Source organism: Thermococcus sp., assembly GCF_015523185.1.
Classification (GTDB): domain Archaea; phylum Methanobacteriota_B; class Thermococci; order Thermococcales; family Thermococcaceae; genus Thermococcus.
The window spans coordinates 1-26,784 of sequence record NZ_WAKV01000037.1 but is presented as its reverse complement, the minus strand read 5'-3'; the positions used below and the strand labels follow the sequence as shown (position 1 = coordinate 26,784).

At 52.1% G+C, this 26,784-nt stretch carries 30 protein-coding genes and 1 pseudogene; 14 read left to right on the top strand and 17 right to left on the bottom strand.

Translation table 11 applies throughout. The features are described 5' to 3' along the window. Positions 1 to 74: 74 nt before the first annotated feature. The 6 genes from cbiM to F7B33_RS04480 all read right to left on the bottom strand — a co-directional run bounded on the left by cbiM (position 75) and on the right by F7B33_RS04480 (position 3,243). Entirely contained in the window at positions 75 to 746 is a 672-nt protein-coding gene (gene cbiM, locus F7B33_RS04505) for a cobalt transporter CbiM (protein WP_297064043.1), read from the bottom strand. 126 nt (positions 747 to 872) lie between these two features. Next, a complete protein-coding gene (locus F7B33_RS04500) occupies positions 873 to 1,673 on the bottom strand; it encodes a proteasome assembly chaperone family protein (RefSeq protein ID WP_297073353.1) in 801 nt (266 codons plus the stop codon). Continuing rightward, positions 1,670 to 1,849 carry an RNA-protein complex protein Nop10 gene (locus F7B33_RS04495; protein WP_297064040.1) on the bottom strand — a complete coding sequence of 60 codons (180 nt, stop codon included), beginning with the start codon at positions 1,847 to 1,849 and terminating at the stop codon, positions 1,670 to 1,672. Before F7B33_RS04495 ends, F7B33_RS04500 begins: the two co-directional genes overlap by 4 nt. A 2-nt stretch (positions 1,850 to 1,851) precedes the next feature. Then, entirely contained in the window at positions 1,852 to 2,673 is an 822-nt protein-coding gene (locus F7B33_RS04490) for a translation initiation factor IF-2 subunit alpha (RefSeq protein ID WP_297064038.1), read from the bottom strand. An 84-nt stretch (positions 2,674 to 2,757) separates the two neighbouring features. Next, a complete protein-coding gene (locus F7B33_RS04485) occupies positions 2,758 to 2,955 on the bottom strand; it encodes a 30S ribosomal protein S27e (protein WP_088884971.1) in 198 nt (65 codons plus the stop codon). Positions 2,956 to 2,958: 3 nt separating this feature from the next. Further along, positions 2,959 to 3,243 (bottom strand): 50S ribosomal protein L44e, encoded by a 285-nt coding sequence (locus tag F7B33_RS04480; RefSeq protein WP_088884972.1) that lies wholly within the window; start codon positions 3,241 to 3,243, stop codon positions 2,959 to 2,961. A 167-nt stretch (positions 3,244 to 3,410) separates the two neighbouring features. On the opposite strand from F7B33_RS04480, the gene F7B33_RS04475 reads away from it, so the two are divergent. Beyond that, positions 3,411 to 3,974, top strand: coding sequence for a hypothetical protein (locus F7B33_RS04475; RefSeq protein WP_297064028.1), 564 nt, complete (start codon positions 3,411 to 3,413; stop codon positions 3,972 to 3,974). Here F7B33_RS04475 and F7B33_RS04470 read toward each other — a convergent pair. Beyond that, positions 3,964 to 4,545 (bottom strand): lysine exporter LysO family protein, encoded by a 582-nt coding sequence (locus F7B33_RS04470; protein ID WP_297073349.1) that lies wholly within the window; start codon positions 4,543 to 4,545, stop codon positions 3,964 to 3,966. The genes F7B33_RS04475 and F7B33_RS04470 overlap by 11 nt on opposite strands. Further along, on the bottom strand, positions 4,542 to 4,778 hold the full coding sequence (locus F7B33_RS04465) for a hypothetical protein (protein WP_297064022.1): 237 nt from the start codon (positions 4,776 to 4,778) through the stop codon (positions 4,542 to 4,544). Before F7B33_RS04465 ends, F7B33_RS04470 begins: the two co-directional genes overlap by 4 nt. Positions 4,779 to 5,000: 222 nt before the next feature. Here F7B33_RS04465 and F7B33_RS04460 point away from each other — a divergent pair, with 222 nt between their 5' ends. After that, the gene (locus F7B33_RS04460; protein ID WP_297073363.1) at positions 5,001 to 6,197 is read left to right on the top strand and encodes a pyridoxal phosphate-dependent aminotransferase; all 1,197 of its coding nucleotides are present in this window, start codon (positions 5,001 to 5,003) and stop codon (positions 6,195 to 6,197) included. A gap of 6 nt (positions 6,198 to 6,203) precedes the next feature. Here the strand turns inward: F7B33_RS04460 and F7B33_RS04455 are convergent, their stop codons facing one another. Continuing rightward, positions 6,204 to 6,407 carry a MoaD/ThiS family protein gene (locus F7B33_RS04455; RefSeq protein WP_297065058.1) on the bottom strand — a complete coding sequence of 68 codons (204 nt, stop codon included), beginning with the start codon at positions 6,405 to 6,407 and terminating at the stop codon, positions 6,204 to 6,206. A 10-nt stretch (positions 6,408 to 6,417) separates the two neighbouring features. Continuing rightward, positions 6,418 to 7,329 carry a hypothetical protein gene (locus F7B33_RS04450; protein ID WP_297065080.1) on the bottom strand — a complete coding sequence of 304 codons (912 nt, stop codon included), beginning with the start codon at positions 7,327 to 7,329 and terminating at the stop codon, positions 6,418 to 6,420. An 82-nt stretch (positions 7,330 to 7,411) separates the two neighbouring features. Between F7B33_RS04450 and topA the strand changes: the two genes are divergently transcribed. Together topA and F7B33_RS04440 are read left to right on the top strand one after the other, a co-directional pair. Continuing rightward, positions 7,412 to 9,538, top strand: coding sequence for a DNA topoisomerase I (topA, locus tag F7B33_RS04445; RefSeq protein ID WP_297073360.1), 2,127 nt, complete (start codon positions 7,412 to 7,414; stop codon positions 9,536 to 9,538). Between the two features lie 30 nt (positions 9,539 to 9,568). After that, positions 9,569 to 10,369 (top strand): hypothetical protein, encoded by an 801-nt coding sequence (locus F7B33_RS04440; protein WP_297065054.1) that lies wholly within the window; start codon positions 9,569 to 9,571, stop codon positions 10,367 to 10,369. On the opposite strand, the gene F7B33_RS04435 is transcribed toward F7B33_RS04440, so the two are convergent. From F7B33_RS04435 to F7B33_RS04425, 3 genes are read right to left on the bottom strand one after another with little or no spacing between them, the layout of a single operon-like run. Then, positions 10,353 to 11,540, bottom strand: a complete 1,188-nt coding sequence (locus F7B33_RS04435) for an NAD(P)/FAD-dependent oxidoreductase (RefSeq protein ID WP_297073347.1) — start codon at positions 11,538 to 11,540, stop codon at positions 10,353 to 10,355. The two genes, F7B33_RS04440 and F7B33_RS04435, sit on opposite strands and share 17 nt — an antisense overlap. Further along, a complete protein-coding gene (locus F7B33_RS04430) occupies positions 11,537 to 11,740 on the bottom strand; it encodes a 4Fe-4S binding protein (RefSeq protein WP_297065049.1) in 204 nt (67 codons plus the stop codon). Before F7B33_RS04430 ends, F7B33_RS04435 begins: the two co-directional genes overlap by 4 nt. Continuing rightward, on the bottom strand, positions 11,724 to 12,419 hold the full coding sequence (locus F7B33_RS04425) for a transcriptional regulator (RefSeq protein WP_297065078.1): 696 nt from the start codon (positions 12,417 to 12,419) through the stop codon (positions 11,724 to 11,726). Before F7B33_RS04425 ends, F7B33_RS04430 begins: the two co-directional genes overlap by 17 nt. A gap of 132 nt (positions 12,420 to 12,551) precedes the next feature. Here F7B33_RS04425 and F7B33_RS04420 point away from each other — a divergent pair, with 132 nt between their 5' ends. From F7B33_RS04420 to rpsG, 9 genes are all read left to right on the top strand, one after another. Next, the gene (locus tag F7B33_RS04420; protein WP_297065046.1) at positions 12,552 to 13,232 is read left to right on the top strand and encodes a thioredoxin family protein; all 681 of its coding nucleotides are present in this window, start codon (positions 12,552 to 12,554) and stop codon (positions 13,230 to 13,232) included. A 232-nt stretch (positions 13,233 to 13,464) separates the two neighbouring features. Further along, complete coding sequence (locus F7B33_RS04415) at positions 13,465 to 13,713, top strand: DNA-directed RNA polymerase subunit H (RefSeq protein WP_297065044.1); 249 nt, start codon at positions 13,465 to 13,467, stop codon at positions 13,711 to 13,713. A gap of 18 nt (positions 13,714 to 13,731) precedes the next feature. Beyond that, positions 13,732 to 17,103 carry a DNA-directed RNA polymerase subunit B gene (locus tag F7B33_RS04410; protein ID WP_297065042.1) on the top strand — a complete coding sequence of 1,124 codons (3,372 nt, stop codon included), beginning with the start codon at positions 13,732 to 13,734 and terminating at the stop codon, positions 17,101 to 17,103. Positions 17,104 to 17,108: 5 nt separating this feature from the next. Further along, a complete protein-coding gene (locus F7B33_RS04405) occupies positions 17,109 to 19,826 on the top strand; it encodes a DNA-directed RNA polymerase subunit A' (RefSeq protein WP_297073345.1) in 2,718 nt (905 codons plus the stop codon). Between the two features lie 5 nt (positions 19,827 to 19,831). After that, positions 19,832 to 21,007, top strand: coding sequence for a DNA-directed RNA polymerase subunit A'' (gene rpoA2 / locus F7B33_RS04400; protein ID WP_297073358.1), 1,176 nt, complete (start codon positions 19,832 to 19,834; stop codon positions 21,005 to 21,007). A 13-nt stretch (positions 21,008 to 21,020) separates the two neighbouring features. Further along, positions 21,021 to 21,329 carry a 50S ribosomal protein L30e gene (locus F7B33_RS04395; protein WP_167728632.1) on the top strand — a complete coding sequence of 103 codons (309 nt, stop codon included), beginning with the start codon at positions 21,021 to 21,023 and terminating at the stop codon, positions 21,327 to 21,329. After that, positions 21,329 to 21,766, top strand: a complete 438-nt coding sequence (locus tag F7B33_RS04390) for a NusA-like transcription termination signal-binding factor (RefSeq protein ID WP_297065070.1) — start codon at positions 21,329 to 21,331, stop codon at positions 21,764 to 21,766. The genes F7B33_RS04395 and F7B33_RS04390 overlap by 1 nt, the downstream gene beginning before the upstream one ends. Positions 21,767 to 21,776: 10 nt before the next feature. Then, the gene (locus F7B33_RS04385) at positions 21,777 to 22,220 is read left to right on the top strand and encodes a 30S ribosomal protein S12 (RefSeq protein ID WP_042688992.1); all 444 of its coding nucleotides are present in this window, start codon (positions 21,777 to 21,779) and stop codon (positions 22,218 to 22,220) included. A gap of 5 nt (positions 22,221 to 22,225) precedes the next feature. Continuing rightward, entirely contained in the window at positions 22,226 to 22,873 is a 648-nt protein-coding gene (gene rpsG, locus F7B33_RS04380; protein ID WP_297073343.1) for a 30S ribosomal protein S7, read from the top strand. Between the two features lie 825 nt (positions 22,874 to 23,698). On the opposite strand, the gene F7B33_RS04375 is transcribed toward rpsG, so the two are convergent. Then, the gene (locus tag F7B33_RS04375; RefSeq protein ID WP_297073341.1) at positions 23,699 to 24,106 is read right to left on the bottom strand and encodes a type II toxin-antitoxin system VapC family toxin; all 408 of its coding nucleotides are present in this window, start codon (positions 24,104 to 24,106) and stop codon (positions 23,699 to 23,701) included. Then, on the bottom strand, positions 24,088 to 24,276 hold the full coding sequence (locus F7B33_RS04370) for a hypothetical protein (RefSeq protein WP_297062282.1): 189 nt from the start codon (positions 24,274 to 24,276) through the stop codon (positions 24,088 to 24,090). The genes F7B33_RS04375 and F7B33_RS04370 overlap by 19 nt, the downstream gene beginning before the upstream one ends. Before the next feature lie 79 nt (positions 24,277 to 24,355). Here F7B33_RS04370 and F7B33_RS04365 point away from each other — a divergent pair, with 79 nt between their 5' ends. Then, a complete protein-coding gene (locus F7B33_RS04365; protein ID WP_297073340.1) occupies positions 24,356 to 24,868 on the top strand; it encodes a hypothetical protein in 513 nt (170 codons plus the stop codon). Positions 24,869 to 24,900: 32 nt separating this feature from the next. Here F7B33_RS04365 and F7B33_RS04360 read toward each other — a convergent pair whose 3' ends face one another. Then, the gene (locus F7B33_RS04360) at positions 24,901 to 26,019 is read right to left on the bottom strand and encodes an alkaline phosphatase family protein (protein ID WP_297073355.1); all 1,119 of its coding nucleotides are present in this window, start codon (positions 26,017 to 26,019) and stop codon (positions 24,901 to 24,903) included. Positions 26,020 to 26,079: 60 nt separating this feature from the next. Continuing rightward, positions 26,080 to 26,784, bottom strand: a pseudogene (locus F7B33_RS04355) (hypothetical protein); the annotation flags it as partial.

The following is a 26,784-nucleotide window of genomic DNA, read 5'->3' as shown; positions in this document are numbered from 1 at the left end:
GTATCCCTATGGGTGAGAGGATTATCATGACCCCAACAATGGCGAGCAACGTTTTTGTGACCCTGTCCATTCAATCACCCCCTTGTCTTGGTTATTGTCCTCATGGCAAAAAGGTCGGGCCTGCTCTTCTTCACGTACCACACTACTGCCGCTGTGACGACGGCGGCGGCCGGGCCGGCGGTAACGAGGTGCGCTATTGCCATTGCCGGAACGGAAACTCTCAGTGGATACGGGCAGTAACCGGGCTGTAGGTAGGGTTGGATGCCGAGTTCAATTCCCGCCATAATCGCCGCCGTCACTATTCCCACATAGGCACCTATGCCCGCGGATACAATCTCATTGAGCTTCAGCCTCCGTGTAAGGAAGCGGTAGGCGTAGTAGCCGACGAAGGGCAGGACAACGCCCATGTTGAAGACGTTTGCGGCGTAGGTCGTTATCCCACCATCGCCAAAGAAGAGGGCCTGTATCAGGAGCACTATTGTCAGGGATACTGTTGCTGCCCAGGGGCTGATTAGTATCGCTATTATCGTTCCTCCAACGATGTGGGCCGTCGTTCCCCCTGGAACTGGCATGTTGTACATCATCACAAGGAAAGAAAAGGCCGTCAGAACTCCTAAGAGTGGCACTTGGCTTGGCTTTAGGTTCTTGAGCCACCTGAAGGCCTTGTACCATATCGGTATCATTATCAGATAGAAAAACGCACAGGTGTACGGGCCGAGGTAGCCATCTGGGATGTGCAATTTCACCACCTCTTTCATCGGTTGGTGTTATCAAAACCCTAAATAGTGCTATCCTATAAAAAGTTTTCTAAAAACAGTGTTACAAACCTTTGGTTCAAAACCCGAACACACTAAGAGAAAAGGAAATAGGGCTCAGAGGTAACCCCTGTCCTCTTCCTCAGGGGCTGGAGGCATCTGCTGTTCGAGCATTGCCCTCTGCATCTCTTGAACCTTCCGGAGTATCTCCTCAGTTTCCTTTGCGCGCTCCTCAAGTGCCGTCATGTCGAGCTCAATTCCAAGTATCTTTATAACGGCTGTTAAAACGGCCTTCGCGGCCTTTGCATCTACTATGTAACCGAGGCTTTCTCCGAGCAGGCTTATGCCGTACATCGAGCGGAGCTTGCCCATGCCAAGGAGCAGTCCTGCCGCGCCGACTATTGCCCCTCCCTCGTCTTCCCTCCAGATAACTTCAACGGAACAGTCCTTGAGCTTCTCCTTGTAGTATTCCACCAGTTCCTCGTGGGTTACGGCCGCTAAGACCCTCGGTTCGCCCTGCAATTCTGGAACCTGGTAGCCACCCATGGTTATTATTTCCCTGACGCCGAGCTCCTGGACGAGGTCGAGCATCTTACCGACCACCTCGTAGTGGCCGGGGCTATCTGTGGGCGGAACCTGCTGGTCGCCGGTGATTATGATTAGGTCCCTTCCGTCCTCGTCTGGGTTTATCCAGTAGTAGAACTCGTTCTTCATGAGCTCAACGATTGAGCCTTTCTTTATGATGACCTGGTGCATGAAGTGGGGCGAATAAAGCTCCGCGAACTTGACGGCGTTAAGTTCCTGGATGAGGTGCTCAGCTGCTAATTTTCCAACGAGTCCAATTCCGGGGAGGCCCTCTATAAAGACCGGGTCCCTCAGCTTGGGTCTCTCAAGGAGGTAGATTGTTGTTTCCTTCATTTTCTCACCCCAATTCCAAGGACTTCCCTCTTCCACCTGCGCCTGTACTCGCCGTAGGGGTCCTCCGGTGAAAAGCGAGGTGGATGAGCCACTTTGGTCTTCGTGCCACAGACCGGACAGGTCTCCTTGAGGGTATACCTGCCACAGTTGGGGCACTTCCTTATTCGGAACTTCATCTTTACCTCCTCTTAATCTTCTTTATGCGCTTCTCCTTTCTGATTAGTGTGGCCTCTCCGCCAGCTTCTTTAATCACCCTGAGAATTTCCTCGGCTATGCTCTCGAGAACCTCTTCGGCCTTGTAGTAGTCCGGGGCCGTTATGTCAATCCTGTACCTAGGTGCTCCCTGGTAGGTGAACTTGACGTCTATGTCCTTCTCCTCGTTTGCCCTATCGCGGGCCCTTATGAGGGCCTCCTTTATTATCTCGACCCCGTTCGGCTTTGGAACCGTTATCTCAAACTCGGCATCTATCGTCACCGTCGGAATCTCAACGTAGGCCTCTATGATTGGCTTCAGGGCTTCGAGCCACTCGTCGGGGATGAGACCCTTCAGAACCTCGATGCCGTTCTGTGCGGCATCCTCAAAGGCGGCGTAAACCTCGCCGTACTCCTTCTCAAGAGGAACCCAGACCTCTCTCCATGCGGTCTCAAAGTCCTTGCCAATCCTCTCCGCGGCCATCTTGAGAAGGTTCTCGGCCTTCTGGGCGCGCTTGTACTCCTGGAGTTTCGCCTTCCTCTGTTGCTGGTTGACGCGCTTGAGGCTCAAATCTATGTGGCCTTTCTCTGGGTCAACTCTAATCACCTTGACAACTACCTTTTGACCCTCTTTCACGTAGTCCCTGATGTTCTTGACCCAGGTTGGGGCGACCTCACTTATGTGCATGAAGCCCTCCTTTCCGGGATACTCGTCAAGGGTGAGGAACGCTCCATAGGGGTGAATGTTCTTGACGGTAGCAACGACGAATTCGCCCTCCTCGGGAAACTCCTTGGCCTTCCTCGGCATTTCAACCACCTCTAAATTTTTCTCTCCGAAAGGTTTACGAGAAGAGGTTTTTAAAAGTTTGGCGGGATGGAAAAAGGAAGGGAATCACTCGAGAACCTCAAGGATTTTGGCCTTGACGATTCCCTTACCACCGGTTGGTTCGACCAGAGTTGCACCGCAGACGAGACAGCGGACAGGAGTGGCCGGGTGGCTGAAGACTATCTGCTCGTTTCCGCAGTCTATGCACTTAACGCGGAGGAACCTTGAGCGTGGCATTGGAATCAGGTTCTTCGGGAGCGCCATGCGTCACACCTCCACGAGCTCAAACTTCTTAACGCGGAAGCCTTTTCCTCTGGTGTGGGCCTTACCGCAGACAGTGCACCTAAACCTGAGGTCAAGCTTCTTAACCGGCTTTTCTCTCCCGGCCGGGTTCGGCCTGGGGAATCCATGGTAACCCTTCATTATTCTGCGGAATCTCCTCTGACCCTGGCTGAGCTCGCTCCTCGGCCTCTTCTTGACCTTCTCGACCTTGTGGATGGTGTGCTTCTTACAAAACGGGCAGTAGGTTCTTATCTGCTTAGGATACTTCATCTCACTCACCCCCAGCGAAAAGCCCGGTGGGCTCCTTTCCGGATACCCCCGAGCCATGAGCCGATGACAGCTCGGGTTTCCCGTTTGCGGGGATATTTAAAAAGCTTTTTCCCATTCCCCGAAACTTTTAAATACTAAATGTTACTAAAAAGTCTCGGTGATGGGAAATGAAGAGGATGATTGACATTGTCAAGGAGGCAAAGACGGTCGAGGGAAAGGCTGAGAAGGACTACAAAAAGCTCCTCAAAAAGCTTGACAAGCCCGAGTATGCGGATTTGAAGGGATTGATTCTCAGGATTGCAATTGATACGGCCTTCCACAAGAGACTGATGGAGGCCCTTGAGAAGGCCTACGAGGATGCCGTTAAGATTATCGAAGCGTATTCTATAGAAAAGCCCAACGAGGACTACGCACTAATCCCGGGCGTTCCAACGATGGCCATGCCCCTTGGTTTTGGACCAATTGGAGCCAGAATTCCGCCGGAGGAGGTAATTGAGGAGTTCCTCAAGGACTTCCCGACGGAGGTCGTTCTTCCAGAGGACGGCAAGAAGCTGGTTGAACTGCTCAGGAAATACTCCGAGGAGGAGGCAAAGATGAGGGAGCTCTACGAGGAGCTCTCAAAGAGAGCATTTCACCCGGTCGTCAGGGAACTTGTCAGGGAATTGAAGAGGAACGAGGAACAGCACGAGAGCTTCATTAAGGGCCTCATCGAGAAGTACGCTAAAGGGTGAGTATTAAGGGGAGGAGGAAGGGAATCAGGGCCGTAAGGACGAACCCGTGGACAAAAGCAACGAGCGCGACTTCTCTTCCTCCAAATTTGGTTATTATTGGCAGGGTCGTGTCCATCGTTGTCGCCCCTCCCATGGCGACGGCTTTCTTGGGGTCAATCCTCTTTGTTGCGATTGGATAGATTAGAATCGTCAGGATTTCCCTCACAAGGTTCCCAAGGAACCCAACGGCACCGTAGAGGGGGGAATACTGCGCTATCAACGGCCCAGTGAGGGAATACCACCCACAGCCGGCGCCGATTGCCAGGCCCCACTTCGGTTCTATACCGAGGAGGAGCGAGGCCATGAGACCTCCAAGGATTGAACCAATCAACGTTAAAAACGGCAGGAGGAGGGCTTTTCTGCTGACCTTCATAAGCTCTTCCTTCCTGAAACTTAAACCGAGGTCCATTCCGATTAGGAATATCAGAACGTAGAGCATAACCTCGTAGGCGTTCCCAAAGTTCGGTGAGAGAAAACGCCCGACGAGTATCCCTGCGGTGAGCGAGGTAAGAACGAGGTAGAGGAACCTCACCCCATCACCTCCGCGAGGAAAAGACTTCCCGCTATTGTCAAAACTGCAAAAACCATGGAAGCAAAGAGGAGCCAGAGGCCGTTTACTTGGACTTCTCCGGTTTTCACCCCGAGGAAGAATATCATAGCGAGGAGGGCAACGCTAACCGGGGCCTCAAGGCTGGGCTTTTTTCCAATTAGTCTGAGCAGGTAGCCAAGAAGAAGGCCGAGGGTTAGGGGTATGAATACGTTCATGCCCGAGATTCCGCTCTGAAGGTTAATAAAAGTATCGAAGGGGCTCGGAGGGTGTTCACGTCATCACATCTCAGCGTGCTTGCTATTCTTCATTGCCCTCTGGAGATTTGGACGGTCGGTTTTAAACGTTTCCGAAAATATGCTGGATTTCAACGGCTTTTCATGAAACATCTCGACTCAAGGTTTTTATTGTGAACGCCCAAGCTTGGGGTGGTGGTTGTCATGATTAGGGCATCTGAAAGGGCAATGGGCGTGGAGTACGCCATCAGGGACGTTGTTCTTCCCGCTAGGGAACTTGAAAAGAGGGGGATAAAGGTCATCAGGCTCAACATAGGTGACCCCGGAAAATACGACTTTCAACCACCGGAGCACATGAAGGAAGCCTACTGTAGGGCAATAAGGGAAGGCCACAACTACTACGGTCCCAGCGAGGGCCTTCCCGAGATGAGGGAAGCCGTCGTAAAGAGGGAAAAGTGGAAGAACGGCGTTGATATAACACCCGATGACGTCCGCGTTACCACCGCCGTTACCGAGGCCCTTCAGTTGATTTTCGGTGCACTCCTGAATCCCGGCGACAACATACTCGTTCCAAGTCCTAGCTATCCGCCCTACACGGGTCTCGTCAAGTTCTACGGTGCCGAGCCGAGGGAGTATCTGACGATTGAGGAGAACGGCTGGCAGCCTGATTTGGACGACATGAGGAAGCTGATTGACGAGAGGACGAAGGCGATAGCGGTTATAAACCCCAACAACCCGACGGGGGCGCTCTACGAGAAGAAAACGGTAAAGGCAATCCTTGATTTAGCTGGAGAATACGATTTGCCCGTCATAAGCGATGAGATATATGACCTGATGACCTACGAGGGTAAGCACGTTTCTCCCGGCTCGCTAACCAAGGACGTCCCAGTTATAGTCATGAACGGTCTCTCGAAGGTTTACTTTGCCACCGGCTGGCGTCTGGGTTACTTCTACTACGTTGACCCGGAGGGCAAACTCGCCGAAGTCAGGGAGGCGATAGACAAGCTTATGCGCATAAGAATCTGTCCGAATACTCCCGCCCAGTTCGCGGCGATAGCTGGTCTAACAGGTCCGATGGACTACCTTGAAGAGTATATGGCAAAGCTACGCGAGAGAAGGGACTACATCTACAAGCGCATCAACGAGATACCCGGTGTAAGTGCCGTCAAGCCACAGGGAGCTTTCTACATCTTTCCGAGGATAGAGGAGAGGTCAAAGTGGAAGAACGACAAGGAATTCGTTCTGGACGTTCTCCACGAGGCTCATGTTCTCTTCGTCCACGGCTCGGGGTTTGGAAGGGCAGGAAACTGGCACTTCAGGATAGTGTTCCTTCCGCCGGTTGAAGTACTTGAGGAGGCCATGGACAGGTTTGAGGCGTTCATGAAGGAGAGACTCTCTTAAATCCCTTTATCCCCCCGAGACCACAGGGATGACCTCAATCTCTGTCCCGTCTTCCACTTTTTCGTCTTCCAAAACGACCCTTCCGTTGATTCTCGCTATCGCACTCTCGGTGTTGAAGCCAACTTCCCTTAGGATGTCCTTAACGGTCATTCCTTTCTCCCATTCCACTTCCCTCTCTATTCCCCTTCCAAGAACCTTTACCCTAATCATTTCAACCACCTCACGTGAAGAGAACGGTTCTCCTAAAAACGTCCCTGTGGTTCCCGAAGGCCTCGAACATCCTTCCCGAGTAGTGTTCTACAGCTGAATCGAGGAGTTTGTTGAGGTTGTAGTTTATCTCATCGCTCATCGGCATGTAGAGCGGGGCCGGCTCGTAGTAGTCCATTCCCTTGAGAAGGGACGTTGCGAAGTACCAGAGTGTTTTCTTGATTTTCCTTCCCCTGAGAGGAGAAAAACTCGCGTTTCCACCCCCAAAAGACGCATGAAGGACGACAATCTTCTCGACTTCAACCCCTTTCTTGAGCAGTCTCCTCCTCTCGGTGCTTTCCAGGTCAACTATCCTGTATCCGCTCCTCGTCGTTTCGTCGTAGTCGATGGAAACTCCGTAAATTTCTTCAATCTTCGGGTCGTAGACCAGGACCTCGGTTCCTCCGATAACGTACAGCCTCTCGTCCCTGACGTCGAGAACCGTGTTTTCCGTGCTCAAAACGTCCAGCCCCTCCGAGACTGCTAGGGCTGACATCGTGCTCTTTCCCGTGTGGGGATAGCCGACGAAAAGAACGGCCCTTCCCTCGGGATTGACGACGCTCACCGAATCGGTCACGAAAATCCTGCCCTTCCTTGCACCGGCCCTTGCGGTTGCCTGAAGGAGGAAGAAAACCGGGGCCTCGTTCGTATACGCCGATGGGACGGCCGACTCGAGCTTGTAACGGTCCTTCCCGTTCACGTCGTACATCGCACTGAACACCCTGAAGGAGTCCCCTTTAAAGCGTTCTATCAAAACGTCGGGCTTTATCTCGGCCCTGAGGACGTCCGGAAGATAACGTCGGGCAAAGAGATTTCTAAAACCCTCGACGAAGCCGTCGTTTAGTTCGCCACTGAAGAGAACACCAACACCTCCGACGCTCAGCATCGTCATCAACGACGGTTTTGTTAGACTGTTATAAACCCTTCGCAGAGTTTTTATATCCACTCTCAAAGACAACTTGAGGCCTATGGTAACGCTCATCATAGCGGAAAAGCCCAACGTTGCGAGAAAAATCGCCTACGCCCTAGCGGAAGGCAAACCCGTTAGGAAAACCATAGGGAAAGTGAGCTATTACGAGTTCACCCGCGACGGGAAGAGGGTCATCGTCGCTCCGGCAGTTGGCCACCTGTTTTCCCTCGCACCAAAAACAAAAACCTACGGTTATCCGGTCTTTGACATAGAGTGGGTGCCGGTTTATGTCGCCGAGAAGGGGAAGAACTACGCGAAGGACTACATAAAGGCCTTAGCCACGCTGGCGAAGAAAGCGGATGAGTTCATCGTCGCCTGTGACTACGATACGGAGGGAGAGGTAATAGGCTACACCGCCCTAAAGTACGCCTGTGGCGTTGACCCATCCAAGGCAAAGCGCATGAAGTTCTCGGCCTTAACCAAGAAGGACCTCCTTAAAGCCTGGTACAACCTCGAACCGACCATAAACTTTGGAATGGCAGATGCGGGAATAGCGCGCCACGTTTTAGACTGGTACTGGGGTGTAAACCTGTCCCGTGCCCTGACCTCGGCCATAAAAAGGGCCAGCGGCAAGTGGATGGTTCTCTCAACCGGAAGGGTTCAGGGGCCAACGCTGAAGTTCCTTGTTGAGAGAGAGAAGGAAATCCAAAACTTCCAGCCCAAACCCTACTGGGTCATCAAGATGCTCCTTGAAAAGAACGGCGAGAAGTACACGGCCAGCTATGAAAAGGACAAAATCTGGGACGAGGAAGAGGCCAAAAGGATAGTTCAGGAGGCCAAGAAGGGGCCGGCCTTCGTTGAGAAAGTCGAGGTTAAACAGCAGAAGAGGAATCCCCCCGTCCCCTTTGACCTCGGGACCCTGCAGAGAGAGGCCTATTCTGCCTTCGGATACAGCCCGAAGAAGACGCTGGAGCTTGCACAGCGCCTGTATGAGCGAGGATTATCGTCGTACCCGAGGACAAGCTCACAGAAGCTTCCCAAGAACCTGAACTTCCGCTCGATAATTCAAAACCTCGCCAAACTCCCGGAGTACAAACCCTTTGCACACGAGCTTTTGGGCAAAGAAAGGCTCAAGCCCGTCGAGGGCAAGAAGGAAGACCCGGCACACCCTGCAATCTACCCCACGGGCGAGTTGCCAAAGCCGGAGGAGCTCACCAAGGACGAGCGAAACCTCTACGATTTGATAGTCAGGCGCTTTCTAGCTCTGTTCATGGAGCCAGCAGTTAGGGAAAGCATGAGGGTTGTGATAAACTCCAACAACCACCGCTTTATCCTTAGCGGTGCGAGAACGGTCAAGGAGGGCTGGCTGAAGGTTTACGGAAAATACGTCAAGTTCGACGAGGTTATTCTCCCGCCTTTTAGAGAGGGTGAGTCCGTAAAGGTCCTCCAGATAAAGCGCGAGAAGAAGAAGACTAAACCACCGGCTCGGTATTCGCCTGCTTCAGTCATCAAAAAAATGGAGGACTTGGGAATTGGAACGAAAGCAACGCGTGCCCAGATACTTGAAACCCTCTACCAGAGGGGCTACATAGAGGGAAAGAAGAAGATAAAGGTTACCCCACTTGGGATGAAAGTGGTAGAAGCCCTTGAGAAGAACGTGCCGGATATAGTGAGTGTGGAACTCACTAAAGCCTTCGAGGAGAAGATGGAGGAGATAATGGCGGGAAAAGCCAAGAAGGATGAGGTCATCGAGGAGAGCAAAGAGCAGTTGATAAAAATCCTCAAAGTCTTTAAGGAAAAGGAGCTCGACATAGGGAAGATGCTCCTTGAGACGACTGGAACCGGTGTAACGGCTTCAAAGGAGTCCGTGAAGGTTGAAAAGTCTGGGGATTCTTCAAAGGCCACGGAAAACAAAAGGGCCCAGGCGAAGGAAAGGCTTATTCTCGGAAAGTGCCCGAAGTGTGGTGGCGATTTGGTGCTCAAATACAACAGGAAGACAGGAAAGAGGTTTGTAGGTTGCTCCAACTGGCCGAAGTGCGACGTAACTTACCCAATCCTCCAGCGCGGGGAAGTTATTCCAACCGGAAAGACCTGCTGTAACGGTGCCCCTGTTGTGAAGATTCGCGAGAAGGGCAGGGAGTATGAGATATGCCTTGACATGAAGTGCAAGGACTGGAAGCGATAGTCTTATTTGTTTTCCTCCCCAGCTTTCAACATGGACGACTGGGAACGAGCCTCAAAGGTTCTCATTGATAACGCTCGCGAATTTCTTGAGAGGCTGAGGAACGAGGTTAGGTTAAACGAGGTGACGTTGGCGACCCTCCTTGAGGTTCAGTCAACCTTCGTCCTCGGCTTGGCGGACGCGAGCCTGTATGCCTTTTCACTATACAACGATGACGACGTTGAGCTCTCCTACAGGCTCTTCCTTGAGGGTCTCAACGTTCTCAAAGCCGGCCATCTGTTCATCAATGAGCCTGAACTCGACCTGTGGCTTTCTCCGTTGAAAGGTCTAAATCCCGAAAAGGGGTTCTCCCTCGATAGGAGGTTCTCCCTTCTCGGCGAGCCTAAGCCAACTATGGTGTGGGCCAATAGAATAGTCCAGCTCAGGAACGCCCTCCATGGAAGGCCCGTTCGGGACCCTCTGAGGAACATCGGCTACGGAGTAGGTAGGGAAGACAGACGCTTTCCGGCTCTTTTAAAGGCCGTTAGGAGGCTTTACAAGCTCTACCCTGCCCCGATAGAGGAAGTTGCTAGGCTACTAACCCTTGAGCTCAGCGTTGGACTCGATGAGAGACCGCTGGAGTGCTCGGACGGGACCTGCGACGAGATAACCGAGCTCCCAGACGTTTCAGGTTTCAGAAAAACTGTTTCTGGGGAAGTTGAGCTCTACTACCTCATTGAGAACTCCAAGGGTATAAGTTCCCCCTGGGGAAGCTTGAGCGTTGGAAAGGCGAGGGAGATAGTTGTGTTCTCAAGGAAGAAGGGAAAAGGGTTCAGGCTCAGAGAAGTTCCTTGAGAAGGCTGAGCCTCCTCTTGCTCATGAGGACCTTCGGGTGCTTGAGGAGGGCTTTTATGACCTCCCCGTAGTCGCCACTTGCTATTTTCTCGGCGTCTGCACCTTTTAACAGCTGAATGAAGAGGTCGAGGTCTTCATCGGTGAGCTTTTCTGTAACGCGCCTGACCTTGAGGACTTTTTCAAGCCTCTTTCCGTCGGTCTCCCACCACTCCTTCGTGTAGTTCTGGAGAAGCGAGAGGTTCTCCTCTTCCAAGGCCTTGATAATCCACTTGCTCGCTATCGTTCCCGCTTCCATTGCTTCCGCCATTCCACCGCCGTGCATCGGGTTTACCTGTCTAGCGGCATCACCAACAACCAGAACGTTGTCCTTGACGAGTTCCTTCACGAAGCCTCCAACCGGAACCACCCCAACGTTTACCTCAAGGATTTTCCTCATGGGTATGTTGTTCTCCTTCAGCCACTTGTCGAGGTAGTACTTGGCCGTCTCCGGGTGGTCGGAGGCTATGCCTATTCCAACGTTGGCCCTGTCCTCGTCCTTTGGGAAGACCCAGACGTAGCCCCTTGGCGCTACCTCGTTGCCGAACCAGAGGTGGATTAAATCCGGGTCAAACCCCTCGATGAGCATTTCGTACTCATAGCTTGAGTCAAACTCGTGTGGCGGAGCGTAGGTGTTTATTCCGGCTTTCCTGGCTATCGTGCTCTCGACTCCATCCGCTGCGACGATTATGTCCGCGTAAATCTCGACAGGCTCGTCCTCGTGCTTGGCCTTGATTCCCGCTATATTACCGTCCTTCCTTATGACGTCCAAAGCCTCAGTCCTGGCTAGAACGTCTGCTCCGGCCTTTGAGGCGTAGTAAGCCAGCATCTTGTCGAAGACCTTCCTCTCAAGGATTACACCGCTGACTTCCTTATACCTGAGTTCGAGCTCGTAACCGCTTGGAGAATAAAGCTTTGCACCGTAAATCTCACGATTGATGAAGCGCTTATCGTAGGGGATGTCGTATTTATCAAAGACCTTTATGCTTATCCCCTCGGCGCACTGTTTCGGCGTTCCAATCGCCCACTTCTTGTCGATGAGCAGAACCGAAAAACCGGCCCTGGCAACGTTTCTAGCAACAATTGGCCCGGCTATTCCAGAACCTACGACAACAACGTCGTACTTCCAGCTCATTCGCTCACCTCCAGTGGCTCAGCACTCAGCGCTCCAACCGGGCAGGCATTGACGCATATCTTACAGCTTATGCACTTGTCCTGGAGAAACTCCCAGCTCGTGGAGTGAACCTCTATGGCAAGGGTCGGGCACACTCCTGCACAGCCACCACAGAGGTAACAGCGGTCTTCGTTCACCACAATTTTAATCTTCTCCGGCATGGTCTTCACCGCCGAGCTTTGCCTTCAGTCTTTCGTCATCTATCGTTAGGGTGTCGTCTTTTATCCTTAACGGAACGAACTTGTCCAGCTCATTAACTTTCGCGAGCACTTCCCTCTCCTTGAGGTTGAGCCTGTCGCTCAGCTCTTCAACCGTGGCTTTTCCGTTGAGGAGGACATAGTGGAGAATGGCTAACTGAGTCATGTCGCCGATTTCCCTTAGATATTTTTCCTTAATCATCGCCATGAGCCTGTCCCTTTTGTTTTCTATGCTCTGAAGGGTCCTGAGGACGTTTTCAAGTTCTTCACTCAGGGTTCTGAAGGTCAGAATCATTTCTCCCAGAGTTTTCTGCTCCTCCAGATGGTCTGAAGAACTCTCTGAATCCTCTTTAAGGTCAAGTCCACGATACCAGAAGATGTTCGGGGTGATAGTTACCACATATGTCTTGGCGATGTTTATGTCGTAGTACTTTCTCGCGGGTCCTATGAAGGGTCCCTCTCTCTCGTAGGATTTCAGGATTCCCTCGCGTTCCATTATTTTAAGGTGCTTTGCTACTGCCGTTGAGGAGACACTAACCTTACTGCTCAGAAAACTGAAGTAACATTCGGTGCAGGTGAGGTGACTCAGCAAATCGCGCCTCACCTTGTTTCCAAGGATGTAAAAAATGTCTGGTTCATCCATGGCCCACACCACCCAAACTTGTAACGTAAAGCTTATATATTGGACATTAAACTTAAGGTTGCAAACCTGGGGATTTTCACCCAGAGAAAATGGTTCGTGATGATTATAAACCTTTAGATGGAGGTGTAAAAGATGGGACTGATTAGCGACGCCGACAAGAAGGTAATAAAGGAGGAGTTCTTTTCTAAGCTCACTGAGCCTGTTAAGCTCATGGTCTTCACCGGAAAAGACCACTGCCAGTACTGTGACCAGCTAAAGCAACTCGTCCAAGAGCTTGCCGAGCTCAGCGACAAGCTTAGTTATGAGTTCATTGACTTCGACACAGAGGAGGGCAAGAAGAAGGCCGAGGAATACAGGATTGACCGCGCTCCGGCCGTTAGTATAACCAGAAACGGCCAGGACGTTGGAGTTCGCTTCTTCGGCCTTCCGGCCGGCCACGAGTTTGGTGCCTTTCTTGAGGACATAGTTGACGTCAGCAACATGAACACTGATTTGATGCCCGAGAGCAAGGAGGAGCTTGCCAAGATTGATAGGAACGTCAGAATACTTGTCTTTGTCACTCCAACCTGTCCCTACTGCCCGCTGGCAGTTAGGATGGCCCACAAGTTCGCCATTGAGAACACCAAGGCAGGTAAGGGCAAGATACTCGGTGATATGGTCGAGGCCATCGAGTATCCTGAGTGGGCCGACCAGTACAGCGTCATGGCGGTGCCAAAGATAGTTATCCAGGTGGACGGTGAGGACAAGGTTCAGTTTGAAGGTGCCTACCCTGAGAAAATGTTCCTTGAAAAGCTTCTCTTAGCCCTTGAGTGACTTTCCCTTTCTTTTCTGCCCAGCTCTTGCCGGTGTTTTTAAAACTTCCGGACATTTGATGAACAGTCTCATACATCAAAGAACCAAAAGGGGCTGGAAAACGGTTCTTAAACTTTGCGCAACCGATATAAAGCCTCTCCACCGAGCTACCACTCGAAAAGCTTATATACCGGAACCCGCAGGTGGGGGTAGTGGTATCGTTCTATAAAAAACGTTAAGGGGGCAATTCTCGGTGGCGGCGAAAAAAGAATTTAACATATTCACCCACGTACTGGTTCCCGAGCACAGAATCCTCAGCGAGGAGGAGAAGGAGGAGCTCCTCAAGAAGTACAGGATTAAGATTTCCCAGCTTCCGCAGATTAAGGCTTCTGACCCTGCCGTCGTTGCTCTTGGAGCAAAACCCGGCGATGTTATCGAGATAAAGAGGAAAAGCCCCACGGCGGGTTACTACTACTATTACCGCCTCGTTGTGGAGGACTGATTTTAGGGGTGAGAGTTTATGAGCAGAGGAGTTACCGTTAACGAGCCCACTCTAACTCCTGATGAGCTCTGGCTTGTTATGGAGTCATACTGGAAGGAGAAAGGCCTTGTGAGACAGCACCTCGATTCTTACAACGCCTTCATCGAGCACGGCCTTCAGGAGGTCGTCAACGAGTTCGGTGGCGTTAAACCTGACATCCCCGGTTTGGAAGTTAAGTTTGGGAGGATTAGGCTTGGCGAACCAGAGTTTCAGGAAGCACAGGGACAGAGAAGACCCCTCTACCCAATGGATGCAAGGATTAGAAATCTGACCTATTCTGCTCCACTTTACCTCGAAATGATTCCGGTCGTAAACGGCATCGAGCAGGAACCTGTTGAGGTTCGCATAGGTGAGTTGCCGATAATGCTCAAATCCAAGGCCTGCCGTCTCTACGGTCTCAGCGATGAAGAGCTCATAAAGCTCGGGGAAGACCCGAAGGACCCCGGAGGATACTTCATCATAAACGGCTCCGAGAGGGTTATAGTCTCTATCGAAGACCTCGCCCCGAACAAGACACTAGTGGAGAGGGACGAGAGGCAGAACCGCGTTATAGCCAAGGTCTTCTCCTACAGGCACGGTTACAGAGCATTGATTACCGTTGAGAGAAAGAAGGACGGAATCCTCTACGTTTCTATCCCCAACGTCCCCAAGCCCGTTAAGTTCGTCTACGTAATGCGCGCCCTCGGTCTTCTCAGCGATAAGGAGATAGTTGAGGCTGTCAGCGACGACCCGAGGATTCAACAGATTCTCTTCGACAACCTTGAGGATGCGAGCGACATAAGAACCCAGGAGGAGGCTCTTGACCTCATAGGAAGGCTCTCCCTTCCGGGTCAGCCAAAGGAGTACCGCCTTAAGAGGGCTGAACACATCATAGACAACAACCTCCTTCCCCACATGGGAGTCGAGCCCGAGAGGAGGAAAGCTAAGGCCTACTACCTCGGCATGATGGCCCTAAAGGTTCTCGAACTTTCGCTGGGCCTCCGTGGGGAGGACGATAAGGACCACTACGCCAACAAGAGGCTCAAGCTGGCCGGAGACCTTCTCAAGGACCTCTTCAGAATAGCCTTCGGCCAGCTCGTCAAGGATATGCAGTACCAGATGACCAAGACCTACCAAAGAAAGGGCGAGCGCTATACCTTCGAGAACGTCCAGAGATTTGTTAGAAACTCGATAAGGCCCGACGTCCTGAGCGAGAGGATTGAGCATGCCTTAGCTACCGGTGCCTGGCCAGGTGGAAGAACCGGTGTGAGCCAGCTCCTTGATAGAACCAACTACATCTCAACGCTCTCACACCTCAGGCGCGTGACTTCCCCGCTCAGCAGGGACCAGCCCCACTTCGAGGCGCGTGATTTACACGGAACCCACTGGGGTAGAATCTGTCCTACTGAGACGCCCGAAGGTCCCAACTGTGGTCTGGTTAAGAACCTCGCCCTGATGTCCCAGATAACCACCGGTGTTCCTGAGGAGGAAGTCCGTGAGTACCTCATGAAACTCGGCATAGTCCCGATTGAGGAGAGAAGGCCCGCTCCGGGTCTTTACCGCGTTTACCTCAACGGTGTCCTTATTGGAACCACCGAGAATGGACAGGGCCTCGTGAACAAGATAAGGACCGACAGAAGGAGCGGCAAGATAAGCGACGTCATAAACGTGGCCATCTACGAGGACGAGGAGGTTAAGGAAATCTACGTCAATAGCGACGACGGTAGGGTTAGGAGGCCCCTTATAATAGTCGAGAACGGAAAGCCCAAGCTCACCCGCGAGCATATCGATGGTATAAAGGACGGCACACTAACATGGAGCGACCTCGTCAGGATGGGCGTTATTGAATACCTCGATGCCGAGGAAGAGGAGAATGCCTACGTTGCCACTTGGCCATGGGAGGTAACTGAGGAGCACACCCACCTCGAGCTGATGCCCGCTGCCATACTCGGTATTCCTGCTTCGCTCGTTCCTTACCCGGAGCACAACGCCGCTCCGCGTAACACCTACGGTGCCGGTATGGCTAAGCAGAGCCTCGGTCTCGGCTGGTCAAACTTCAGGATTAGGGTTGATACGCGCGGTCACCTCATGCACTACCCGCAGGTTCCGCTCGTCAACTCAAGGATAATGAAAGCGGTTGGTTTCGAGGAGAGACCAGCTGGCCAAAACTTCATCGTTGCTGTCCTCAGCTACCACGGTTACAACATGGAGGATGCGGTAATCATCAACAAGGCTTCAATCGAGCGCGGATTGGCTAGGTCAACCTTCTTCAGAACCTACGAGGCCGAGGAGAAGAGGTATTTGGGCGGTCAGAAGGACACCTTCGAAATCCCTGACCCAACTATACAGGGCTATCTTGGTGAGAAATACTACAGGCACCTCGACGAAGATGGTCTCATCTTCCCCGAATCGAAGGTTGAAGGAAAGGACGTCCTCGTTGGAAGAACTTCTCCACCTAGGTTCCTTGAAGAGCAGAGTGGCCTTGGAGGTGTCGCCCTCCAGGGAAGGCGTGAGACGAGCGTGACGGTAAGGCCGAGTGAGAGAGGTATAGTTGACAAGGTTATAGTCACCGAGACAGGCGACGGAACCAAGCTCGTTAAGGTCACCGTTAGGGATCTCCGTATTCCCGAGCTGGGAGACAAGTTCGCGAGCAGGCACGGTCAGAAGGGTGTTATCGGCTTAATCGTCCCGCAGGAGGACATGCCCTGGACCGAGAGTGGAATAGTGCCAGACCTCATCGTCAACCCGCACGGTATTCCAAGCCGTATGACCGTTGGGCAGTTAATTGAGGCAATAGGTGGAAAAGTGGCCTCCCTCAAGGGCAGGCGCGTTGATGGAACGGCATTCATAGGCGAACCTGAGGAGAAGCTGAGGAAGGAACTTGAGGAGCTTGGCTTCAAGCACAGCGGAAGGGAAATCATGTACGACGGTATAACCGGCAGAAGGCTTGAGGCGGACATATTCGTCGGCGTCATCTACTACCAGAGACTGCACCACATGGTGGCAGATAAGATGCACGCGCGCTCAAGGGGTCCGGTTCAGGTCCTCACCAAACAGCCAACCGAGGGGAGAGCTAGAGAAGGTGGTCTCCGCTTTGGTGAGATGGAGCGTGACGTCCTCATCGGCCACGGTGCGGCAATGCTACTCATAGAGCGTCTCTTGGAGGAGAGCGACAAGACTGAGGTGTGGGTCTGCGAGAACTGTGGGCACTTAGCTTTGGAGGACAAGCGTCGCGGTAAGGTCTACTGTCCGGTCTGTGGCGAGGAGGAGAGGATAAGCAAGGTCGAGATGAGCTACGCGTTTAAGTTGCTACTCGACGAGCTGAAGGCGATGGTGATTAGGCCTTCCCTCAGGTTGAAGGATAGGGTGTGATGGCCATGCAGTCGATGAAAAAGGTCATCGGAAGTATTGAGTTTGGTATACTCTCACCCCAGGAAATCAGGAAGATGAGCGCGGCCGAGATAACCGTTCCGGACACCTACGACGACGACGGTTATCCGATAGAAGGGGGCCTCATGGACAAGAGGCTCGGCGTCATTGACCCAGGTCTTAGATGTGAGACCTGTGGAGCTCGCGCTGGAGAGTGTCCCGGCCACTTCGGCCACGTAGAGCTCGCCCGTCCGGTAATTCATGTGGGCTTTGCCAAGACTATCCATCGCGTTCTGGAGAGCACCTGCCGTGAGTGTGGAAGGATAAAGCTCACCGATGAAGAGATTGAGGAGTATATGAAGAAGTTTGAGGTCGTCGGCGACAGAAAGAAGGCCAAGGACAGACTCATTAAGGAGATACACAAGAAAGCCAAGGAGAGAATGGTCTGCCCCCACTGTGGAGCACCGCAGTTTCCGATTAAGTTCGAGAGGCCGACAATCTACTGGGAGCTCAGGAAGGATGAGGAAGGCAACGAGTACAAGCACAGGATGATGCCGAGCGAGGTCAGGGACAGACTTGAGAAGATACCCGATAAGGACCTACCGCTCCTCGGCTTACATCCCGAGAAGGCCCGCCCTGAATGGATGGTTCTCACAGTCCTTCCTGTTCCGCCCGTTACCATGAGGCCGTCCATCACGCTTGAGAGTGGTATAAGAGCGGAGGACGACCTTACCCACAAACTGGTTGATATCATCAGAATAAACAACAGGCTCAAGAGCAACATAGAGGCCGGTGCGCCCCAGCTTATCATAGAAGACCTCTGGGACCTTCTCCAGTACCACGTGACAACCTACATCAACAACGAAACATCTGGAATTCCTCCAGCTAAGCACAAGAGCGGAAGGCCGCTGAAGACCCTCGCCCAGCGTTTGAAGGGTAAGGAAGGTCGCTTCCGTGGAAACCTAAGCGGTAAGCGTGTCAACTTCTCAGCGAGAACGGTCATAAGCCCGGACCCGATGATAAGCATTAACGAGGTCGGCGTTCCTATAGCGGTGGCAATGGAGCTCACCGTTCCTGAAAAGGTCACGGAGTTCAACTTCGAGAAGCTCAAGCAACGCGTTCTCAACGGCCCCGATAAGTATCCTGGAGCAAACTACGTTATTGACCCCGAGGGGAGGAGAATTCGCCTAATGGAAACCAACCGCGAGCTCATAGCTGAAAAACTCGACATCGGCTGGACGGTCGAGAGGCATCTTGAAGATGGTGACATTGTCCTCTTCAACAGACAGCCATCGCTCCACAGGATGAGTATCATGGCCCACCGCGTTAGGGTAATGCCCTACAGGACGTTCAGGCTAAACCTCTCGGTGTGTCCACCCTACAACGCTGACTTCGACGGTGACGAGATGAACCTCCACGTACCACAGACGGAGGAGGCGCAGGCGGAAGCGAAGATACTCATGGAAGTCCAGAACCACATAATCTCGCCGAGGTACGGAGGCCCGCTCATAGCTGGGATTCAGGATCACATCTCCGGAGGTTATCTCCTCACGCGCGAGGGGGCGTACTTCACGAGGAGTGAAGTCGAGCAGATGCTCATGTTTGCCGGCGTTGATGTTGACGAGCTTCCAAAGCCCGACAAAGTTGAAAACGGCGTTGAGCTCTGGAGTGGAAAGGCGATATTCTCGCTCCTCCTTCCGGACGACCTGACCATATGGTACCGCAACAAGCTCTGCGATGAACCCGAGAGATGTGAGGCCCTAGAAAAGCTCATCGAGGAGAAGCTCGTTCCAAGCGAGGAGGAAGTCAGAAAGCTCGCCTACGACGGCTTCGTCTACATACAGAACGGAAAGCTCCTCAGCGGTGCAATAGACAAGAAGGCCTACGGTAGGGAGGACGGAAAGCTCCTCGACATCATAGTGAGGGAGTATGGCGTCGAGAGGGCCAGGCAGTTCCTTGACCAAGTTACCAAGCTGACAATCTGGGTCATAACCCACAAGGGCTTTACAACGGCAATAGATGACGAAGACCTGCCTCAGGAGGCCCTTGACAGGATTAAGGAGATAATCCGTGAGGCTGAAGAGAGAGTTAACAGGCTCATTGAGGCCTACAAGCGCGGTGAGCTCGAACCTCTCCCAGGTAAGACTCTTGAGGAGACCCTTGAGAGCAAGATAATGGCCGTCCTGGCGGAGGCGCGTGACAACGCCGGTAAGGTCGCCGAAAAGTACCTTGGTATGAACAACCACGCGGTGATAATGGCCAAGACCGGAGCGAGGGGTAAGATACTCAACATCACCCAGATGGCGGCAATGCTCGGTCAGCAGTCAATTAGAGGAAAACGTCTCTACCGTGGCTACCGCGGGAGAGTTCTAACCCACTTCAAGCCCGGTGATTTGGGAGCCAGAGCCAGGGGATTCGTCATAAACTCCTACAAGAGCGGTCTAACGCCACAGGAATACTTCTTCCACGCCATGGGTGGTAGGGAAGGTCTCGTCGATACGGCCGTTAGAACAGCCCAGAGTGGTTACATGCAGAGGAGATTGATAAACGCCCTTCAGGACCTCAAGGTGGACTACGACGGAACGGTTAGGGACCCGACTGGAATCATCGTCCAGTTCCGCTATGGAGAAGACGGCGTTGACCCAATGAAGAGCTGGGGTGGAAAGACCGTTGATGTGGACAGGATTATAATCAGAACCCTGTTGAAGACCCGTGCCAAGGGGTGATGCTCATGGTATCCGAGAGAACTATCAAGAACCTCGTTGAGAAGGCCGACCTTCCGGCGAGCGTTAAGGATGAGCTTTACCAGAAGCTCGTGAAGTACAACGAGAAGTACGACCTCAAGAAGGCCGAGGTTGAGGCCATAATCGAGGAGGCCGTTAAGGAGTACCAGAACGCCCTAGTCGAACCTGGAGAGGCCATAGGAACTGTCGCGGCTCAGTCAATCGGCGAGCCATCAACCCAGATGACCCTCAACACCTTCCACTACGCGGGTGTCGCTGAGATAAACGTTACCCTCGGTCTGCCAAGAATCATCGAGATTGTTGACGCCAGGAAAAATCCATCAACGCCTATTATGACCGTTTACCTCGACGAGAAGCACCGCTACGACAGGGAAAAAGCCCTTGAAGTCGCGAGGAGGATAGAAGGGACCACCCTTGAGAATCTAGCGAGGGAGGAAACCATAGACATCCTCAACTTTGAGTTTATAGTCGAGATTGACCCGGAGAGACTTGAGAAGGCCGGTCTCGACATGGAAAGGGTCAAGAGAAAGCTTGAGGGCTCCTTTAAGAGTGCTGAGTTTGAGGTTGATGGATATACCCTCATAGTGAGGCCAAAGAAGGTAACGAAGCTTTCAGACCTGAGAAAGCTCGCCGAAAAGGTTAAAAAGCACCGTCTTAAGGGTCTTTCTGGCGTTGGAAAGACCATCATAAGGAAGGAGGGCGACGAGTACGTAATCTACACCGAAGGCTCTAACTTCAAGCAGGTTCTCAAGGTTCCGGGCGTTGACCCCACGAGAACCAGAACCAACAACATCCACGAGATTGCCGAGGTGCTCGGAATTGAAGCAGCGAGAAACGCCATCATCGAGGAAATCGTCAACACGATGCGCGAGCAGGGTCTTGAGGTTGACGTCAGGCACATCATGCTCGTCGCCGATATGATGACCCTCGACGGCGTAATCCTGCCGATAGGCAGGCACGGTGTCGTCGGGGAGAAAGCGAGTGTGCTCGCTAGAGCGGCCTTCGAGATTACGACCCAGCACCTATTTGAGGCCGCCGAGAGGGGAGAGGTTGACCCGCTCAACGGTGTCGTTGAGAACGTCCTCATCGGCCAGCCGGTTCCAGTTGGGACCGGAATCGTCAAGCTGGCAATGAATCTCCCCCTGAGACCGAAAAGGGAGTAGGGAGGTGTAGTTAATGGTTGATTTCGCCTTTGAGCTTAGGAAGGCCCAGGACACGGGTAAGATAGTTATGGGAGCCAAGAAGAGCATACACTACGCAAAGGTCGGCGGTGCCAAGATGATTATAGTGGCCAAGAACGCGAGGCCTGACATAAAGGAGGACATATACTACTACGCCAAGCTCAGCGGAATACCGGTTTACGAGTTTGAGGGAACGAGCGTCGAACTTGGAACGCTCCTTGGAAGACCCCATACTGTTTCGGCGCTTGCGATAATTGACCCGGGCGAGAGCAAGATACTCGCCCTTGCCGGGGGTAAGGAGTGATGCCGCTCAAGCTCAACACGGACCAGATAAAGTACATAGCCCTCTTTGAGAGCATGACCGGAGCGACCGTCCTCGACTGCCTCATAGACACCAACAGGAACAGGCTCATCTATGTCATCAAGAAGGGCGAGATGGGTCTTGCCCTTGGAAAGAAAGGCGCAAACGTCAAGCGTGTCCAGGGGATGCTCGGCAAGGAAATTGAGCTCATCGAGCACTCCGAGAATCCGGAGGAGTTCCTGAGGAATATTTATAAGAGCCTCGGGGTTAAGGTTAAAAAGGTTCATATCACCGAGAAGAAGGACGGTAAGAAGGTCGCCCTCCTCGATATCGGCCCGCGCGACAAGCCTCGCGCCATTGGAAGGGGCGGCCAGAACATAAACCTCGTGAAAGAGTTGATGGAGAGACACCACGGCATTCACGACGTGATTATAATTTGAGGTGATGTTCATGCCCGGAAAGAAGGCTCCATATGGTGAATTCGCTGGTAGAAAGCTCAAGCTCAAGAGGAAGAAGTTCCGCTGGAGCGACATAAGGTACAAGAGAAGGGTCCTCAGGCTTAAAGAGAAGAGCGACCCACTCGAGGGAGCTCCTCAAGCTAGGGGAATTGTCCTTGAGAAGATAGCGGTCGAGGCCAAGCAACCGAACTCCGGAATGCGTAAGGCAGTTCGTGTCCAGCTCATAAAGAACGGTAAGGTCGTCACGGCTTTCACCCCCGGTGACGGTGCCATAAACCACATTGACGAGCACGACGAGGTCATCATCGAGGGAATTGGCGGTCCTAAGGGCGGTTCTATGGGTGACATTCCTGGAATCCGCTACAAGGTCGTCAAGGTGAACCGCGTTAGCCTCAAGGAGCTCGTCAAGGGAAGAAAGGAGAAGCCGAGGAGGTGAATGACATGACCAAGCCACTCAGCGAGCGCTTCTTCATCCCGAAGGAGCTTAAGGTCATGGGAAGGTGGAGCGTTGAAGATGTTACGGTCAACGACCCATCTCTGAGGCCCTACATAAACCTCGACGCTCGCATACTCCCCCACAGCCACGGCAGGCACGCCAAGAAGCCCTTCGGCAAGGCCAACGTTCACATCGTTGAAAGGCTCATAAACAAGGTCATGAGGAGCGGTGCCAGCCACTACAAGGCCGGCGGTCACTTCATGAGGAGGGAGCACCGCTCGATAATGAGCAAGAAGATGAAGGCCTACGAAGTTGTTAAGGAGGCCTTCATGATTATCGAGAGAAGAACCAAGCAGAACCCGATTCAGGTCCTCATAAGGGCAATCGAGAACTCCGCTCCGAGGGAGGACACCACCACGATAGCCTTCGGTGGAATCCGCTACCACATGGCCGTTGACGTTTCTCCCCTCAGGAGGCTTGACGTCGCCCTCAAGAACATAGCCCTTGGCGCTAGCATAAAGTGCTACCGCAACAAGACCACCTACGCTCAGGCCCTTGCCGAGGAAATTATAGCTGCTGCCAACAAGGACCCGAAGAGCTTCGCCTATAGCAAAAAGGAAGAAATCGAGAGGATTGCCCAGTCCTCACGCTGAGGGCTGGAGGGTTTCTTATTCATTTCTCCCGCTTCTGCTTTTCTAACCTGATGCCTCAAACGTTTTTATGCTCGTTAGCTAAGACAATTTTGGTGTTGGTAGAATTCGCGAGAAGTTTGGCATCAAAGAGGGTGACGAGCTTGGTTTGAGAAATCCGTCAGAGAGATACTCCACGAAATCAGAAAAGAAGAGGAGCTGGAGTCCAAAAGGATGAGGATCGTCTTGATAGCTATGCGGTTTTAGCTTACATAAACGACGAAGCGGCCGCGGGGAGGGTTAAGGAGTATCTCAACCTCGGGAGAAGTGGGAAGGCCGAACTTTATATGAACGTGGTGAACCTTGGTTAGGTCTACTCCATCATCTCGAGAAGGAGAGGAACGGATATAGCAAATCTCGAGGTTGCTCTTATCAGGGGAACCGATTAAACTTGTGGTTGCAGATGAGAGGCTTGCCCTCATAGCCTGAAGGATAAAAGCTTTCCACAGGCTCAGCTACGCCAATGCCTTCACCGCCGCAACGACAATAGATTTGAACGCCACTCTCCTAACCGGGGATGATGAGTTTAAAAGCGTTGAGAACGGGGTGAAAATAGAGTGGCTTGAGTTCTCCTTGTGTTCTCATCGTTTTCTGGTCTTCTAAGCCAAAAGGGAAAATGCCAGGTCTACTCCCACTTACCGTGCTGTTGTAGGCGTGTGCAACTCCCCTCCCAGTATTATACCTTCGGGAGGAGGGAAAATAGCGTGAACCATGCAAACCTCCTGACTCGCCGGCTTTAGAGGGTACCTGTAAGTTTTCTTTAAATTTTCTCGCCCGTTATCGATGGTTTTACTTCACTTTCCTGTCGATTTTCTCGAAGGGGTTGTATATCCTCAGTCCCTTCACTTTCTCAAAGTCTTTGACGTTCCTCGTAACCAGCGTTAGGTTGTGTAGAAGTGCCGTAGCCGCTATAACCGCGTCGGGGAGCTTTATGCTGACCTTCCTCCGAAGCTCGATGGCGATGTCTGCTATCTCATCGGTGAGAGGTATGACGTGCGCGAAGCTTATGAACTCCTTTGACTTCTCAAAGCCCTTTGGGGTATGCCCTCTCCAGCCGAGAAACTCTATCTTCGTGATTATGGAGACGTTGAAGCTTTTCCTTAGGATTTCCTCCACTCTGGGAAGCTCCTCCTCTGGAATTGCGTCTGCGAGGTAATAGATGAGAATGTTTGTGTCAATCAGAAATCCCTCTCCCATTCTTCCCTCAGCTCCCTGAGGCTTTTCTCAAGGTCTTTCTTATCCCTGTAAATGCCCCTATACTTTGAGGGCTCGAAGAACTCAGCTTTTATCCTCTCCCAGAGTTCTGGAGGAATTATGACACCCTTAACCTTCCCGTGCTCGTCGTAGATGTACTCAATTCCTTCCATGCTCACACCAGGGGTGGTTTCGTCCTCCACGTATTTAACCCCTTCGCCTCCAGATATTATACCCTTCGGGAGGAGGGAAATGGAGCTTCGGGACTATCTGATGCCGGGGGAGTATATCCTTGGTATCATCAGAAACGTTGATGTTAATTATGGCGATTTCAAAAACTTTGCCATAACTAACCGAAGATTTATTCTGTTTAACACCAAGAAAAAGAGAAGCTTATTCAAAAGTCAAGAAGACATTTCCAAAATGTCATCTGTTGCATTTGGAGACGCATGTGGAATGGGGATAAAAAGGAAAAGAAAAAACTTTCTTACAAAGGAAATACAAATCGAGATATGTGGAAGACTTACTTTCTATAAAACAAGCGAGAGAATGTCCTGTGATGATAAGAGGGGATTCAATCCAATCACTCTTCGAAGAGCACTTCCACTTGGACCTCCTCTGGAAGAGGTAAGTAGAATGATATTCAGTGCCTTCGATTCAGTTGGAAAGAACATACTTGAAATATCAAAAGATACAGAAACAGGAGACGAACTAATAGACTTTTACGTATTTAACCCAGAATGTGTTAGTGAAATTAATTTGTGAGTAGACCCCCACCCTCTTAATTTTTACTTAATTTAAACTAAACTCCTCCCCACCATGTTGCTTGGCTTCTCAACGCCGAAGAAATCAAGTATCGTCGGCGCTATATCCATCAGGCTTGCCCCTTCGAGATTTACCCTCTCAAAGCCCCATAGAATGAGTGGAACTTTAACGACGGGCTCGTTCATTGACCCGTGCATACCCTTCACCCAGTGGCTCACACCCTTTATCCCCTTGCACATCCTGTGGGAGCAGAACCAGTAGCCGGGCTTGGCAGAAACTATTAGTTCGCCACTGTTTGGTGTATCAAGGTGGGGAAGCTCATCGCGGAAGAAGACCTCTCTGACACCAGGCGCTCTCCTCAGAACCTCAAAGGCTTCCTCGGCCTCGTTGGGGTTCCTCAAATAGACGTGAACTCCTCCGCCGGAGGAAACGCGGAGCGTCTCAATTCCGTTCTTCCTGAGGTATGTCTTCAGGTTCACCCACGTGTGGACTCCCTCCTGCCCGTGATCGGCAAAGATTATGAAGGTGTACTCGTCTTTAAGCCTCTCCCACAGGGTTCTGACGGCTGTATCAACGGTTTCCACGGCCTTAAGGGCACCTTCGCTTCCCGGTCCGTGGTCATGGCTCATGCCATCTATTGAGGCGAAGTGGACGAGGAGCAGGTCAGGTTTACATTCTTCGTAGAGGTAAATGGCCGAATTGAGAACCCAAACGTCCTTCCTCCAGTCCCTTCCGTGTTGTCTGTACATCTTGTCGCTCGCGAAGAACGGTGGGAAAATCCTCACGTCGGTACCGCTGAATGGTGGCATTGTGTAACCGCTGACCGAGCCCATCCTGATGCCTTTCTGGCGGAGTATATCCACAACCGTTGGAGCCTTTATGACCTTGTGCGGATTGAATGCAATCTCGTAATCGTAGAAGTTAATCTTTCTGTCACTTAGCCTGTCGTAGTAGCCGTTCTCAACGACGCCATGGTCCCTAGGCCAAACTCCCGTCATCACGCTCGTGTGAACCAAGTCGGTGAGCGTTGGGAAGATGGAATCAACAACCGCGAAGTCACCGCCTTCAGCTAACTCGCTCAGGAAGGGCATGTGCTTGAGGTTGTAAACCCCGTTCCCGTCGAGGCTTATGAGGGCGAGCTTCTTTCTCATTTCCATCACCGGTGTCAGCCTGACGTGCACTCATCACTCCTCAGTGGGATGGAGTGGTCGTCATCCACCTCGATTTTCTCCGTTTAACCGGTATATATTCTTTCCGAGCCACTCATCCAGCGTTTTCTGTCTCGCGAGACTTCCCAGTGTGTAGCTCCTTCTTAGATACTCATCGAATGGATGTTCAAGGCGTCTCCCAACGGCTTCAAGTGCCTCCCTGAGGGTCTCAAAGCGGCCTATCGGATTACTCAGCGCCTTCTTGACGCCAAGCCTTATCTGCCACACACCCACCGGGGCGTAGTATTCCGGCGTAACCTCCCTGAACACAACGACTCTTGCCTGTCTTTTTCTCCTACGCAAAGCTTCGAGAACGCTTAAACGCGCCGCGTGATAGGCACCGGCCGTTTCTTTCACGTACTCTTTCCTTCCGCGGAAATCCTCGTAGTCGTGGATAACGCTCGGCCTCTCGCTCCCGAAAAGGGAACCCTTAAGCCAGACCTCCAAAAGCTCGAAGGCGTAGGTTTCGGGCATCAAGAGAACGGCATAGCGGTTTCCAAGAAATCGGTAGAAGTAAACCTCGTAGTGGTTGATTGGTGGATAGTGTAGGATTTCTTTCCTCAGGTTCTTTCCTATTGTGTCCTGCACCGCTGTGATGCTCCACCTTGTTGGGACGAGCTTTTTCTCGACGCCTAAAAGGCCTGCAGAGAGAAGTCTGATGATGTAGTATTCATCAAAACCCCAGTTGTAGAGCCTCATTATCGCTTC